Annotated in this window: 1 protein-coding gene and 1 pseudogene; one reads left to right on the top strand and one right to left on the bottom strand. The window is 65.1% G+C overall.

What is annotated here, in order from left to right; translation table 11 throughout:
• Nucleotides 1-1,010 (top strand): IS110 family transposase (locus EOA27_RS33770; protein WP_127258444.1); only part of this gene is annotated, 1,010 nt, incomplete at its 5' end.
• Nucleotides 1,011-1,335: 325 nt separating this feature from the next.
• Here EOA27_RS33770 and EOA27_RS33765 read toward each other — a convergent pair.
• Nucleotides 1,336-1,893: pseudogene (locus EOA27_RS33765) on the bottom strand (transposase); the annotation flags it as partial.
• Nucleotides 1,894-2,026: the final 133 nt, after the last annotated feature.

Below are 2,026 nucleotides of genomic sequence, written 5' to 3'. Positions count from 1 at the left end.
ACCCGCTGCAGGTCAAAGCGATCGCGCACGCTCACGTGAAGACCGATAAGATCGACGCCGGCACGCTGGCCAGCTTGTACGCAGCCGGCTACCTGCCGGAGATCTGGACACCGGATGCCGCCACCGAGCGAATGCGCAGGCTGGTCGCGCGGCGCTACCAGGTCGTGCGGCATCGGACCCGGATCAAGAACGAGGTGCATTCGATCCTCTATGCCCATCTGATTCCGCGGTGCCCTCATGCCGACCTGTTCGGGCGCCTCGGTCGTGCCTGGCTCACCCGTCAGCCGGTGCCAGATGATGAGCGCGCCGCAATCCAACGCCATATCCGAGAAATGGACAGGCTGGGTGACGATCTCCGCGTGCTTGACCGGGAGATTGCCGAGAGCGCACTCGACGATGCGGCGATCAAACGGCTGCTCACAATCACTGGCGTCAATCTCGCGGTGGCCGCCGGGCTAGTGGCGGCTGTCGGTGACATCGGCCGTTTTTCCAGCCCGCAAAAGCTGGTGAGCTATTTCGGCCTGAACCCACGCGTGCGCCAGTCGGGGCTCGGTGCTGCCCATCACGGGCGGATCAGCAAGGTCGGACGCAGCCATGCCCGCGCGATGCTGGTGGAAGCCGCCTGGGCCGCCAAGACGCCGGGGCCGCTCCACGCTTTTTTCGTCCGAATCCGGGCCAGGCGTGGCCATCAGATTGCTGCTGTCGCCGTGGCACGAAAATTGGCGGTTCTTTGCTGGCATATGCTGACGAAGCAAGAGGACTACCTCTGGGCGCGATCCAGTCTGGTCCGCCACAAGATGCGCAGCATGGAGCTGCAGGCCGGCAAGCCGCAGAAGAAAGGCAACCGCCGCGGTCCGACCTATGCTTACAATGTCAAGGAACTTCGCAACCAGGAGATGCGTGTCGCCGAGCAGGCCCAGAAGGGTTACGAACACTTCGTCGAGGCTTGGCGCCCGCGCCCGCCAAAGGAAAGGGCGCGCGGGCGCCTCAGTCCGGCAAGGCTCGAATGACGCGGCCCGGCGGCGCTTTCAGCCGATGCACCACGCTTCGCCACGAGGTCGCCCGCGCACGACGACAATAGCTGACTGCGTCGGGTATTTCCAGTTGCGCCAGCCGTCGGGCATCCTTGCACCCCCCGATTCGTCGGAGCACAGCCGCCGTACTCGGGGCGGTCAAAGCCCAAGCCTTGCGGTGGCCGCGTAAAACGCGGCCAGCCTTGACTGCCCCTGCGCGCGGCGGCTGTGAAATGGGCGGTCGGGACGGAAGAACACCAGCGACGCTGGTCGAACCAAAGAACATGCTCGGGGAGGTTCCAGGGCTCGTCACAAAATAACGCTTGTCGATCTCATGCGTGCTATGCAGCTTGGCGCGGTGCTCTCTGGGGAAGGTCACGTCGGGCTCGGCGTCGTCCATGATGGCGGCTAGCTTGGGCACCTTCGGCCGGATCTGGTCGGCGACGGCGCGCCATTGGGTGCTGGCGGCCTCGGCCGTCTCCTGGGCGAAGGCGGTGGCGATGAAGGCCGAGACGACGCGGCGGCCGCTCTTGCCGGCATGCGCCAGCACGTTCCTCATGAAATGGACCCGGCAGCGCTGCCATGTCGCGCACAGCACCTTCGAGACCGCGGCCTTGATTCCCTCATTGGCGTCGGAGACGACGAGCTTGACGCCGCGCAGGCCGCGCCGCGTCAGCTTACGCATGAACTCGGTCCAGATCGGCTCGGCCTCAGACGTGCCGACCTCCATGCCCAGCACCTCGCGCCGGCCGTCCGCGTTGACGCCGACAGCAATGATGACAGCCACCGAGACGATGCGCCCGCCGCGGCGCACCTTGTGGTAGGTGGCATTGATCCACAGGTATGGCCAGTCGCCTTCGATGGGCCGGTCCAGGAACGCCTTCACTGTAAAAGTTTAAACTTTATCTGACAGACGGTGTCCTAGGCTGAAGCTTGAGCCGAGGCCGGGCGCGGAGTGGTCAGGGTTCGCAGCGCCCGGCCTCGGCGTTAGAAAGGACACTGACATGACCAAG

Origin of the sequence: Mesorhizobium sp. M2A.F.Ca.ET.037.01.1.1, assembly GCF_003998075.1 — a bacterium.
Taxonomy (GTDB): domain Bacteria; phylum Pseudomonadota; class Alphaproteobacteria; order Rhizobiales; family Rhizobiaceae; genus Mesorhizobium.
This window is presented reverse-complemented; position numbering and strand designations above follow the sequence as displayed.